A 310-nucleotide genomic window follows, 5' to 3' on the forward strand; every position below is an offset into this window, starting at 1 on the left:
GCACCATGCCCGCCATCACGATGGCCTGGTGCAGGATCACCCAGTCGGCACTGTTGGGCGCCCACACCGCGATCCGATCCCCGGGGGAGAAGCGTGTGAGCAACGCGTGGGCCGTCGATTCGGTGTCGGCGAGCAACTGGCGGTAGGTCCATTCTCTCCGGTCCGCCGGGTCGGCAACGCCGTCGACGAGCGCGACGCGGTCGGGAACGGTCGCGGCCCCCTCCCGAAGAAGAACACTGAACGTGATGTCTCGAATGCCCGTGCTCGTGGCCGCCGGCCAATAGGACATCTGTAGCGACATGGTGTGCTC

General features: G+C 66.8%; 1 protein-coding gene. It reads right to left on the minus strand.

From position 1 onward, the window contains the following. The coding region (locus tag ACSG5Z_RS32895; RefSeq protein WP_503827186.1) for an AMP-binding protein at positions 1 to 310 on the minus strand (310 nt) is incomplete at both ends.

The sequence above is a fragment of the Bacillus pretiosus genome (genome assembly GCF_051294775.1).
GTDB classification, from domain to species: Bacteria; Bacillota; Bacilli; order Bacillales; family Bacillaceae_G; genus Bacillus_A; species Bacillus_A wiedmannii.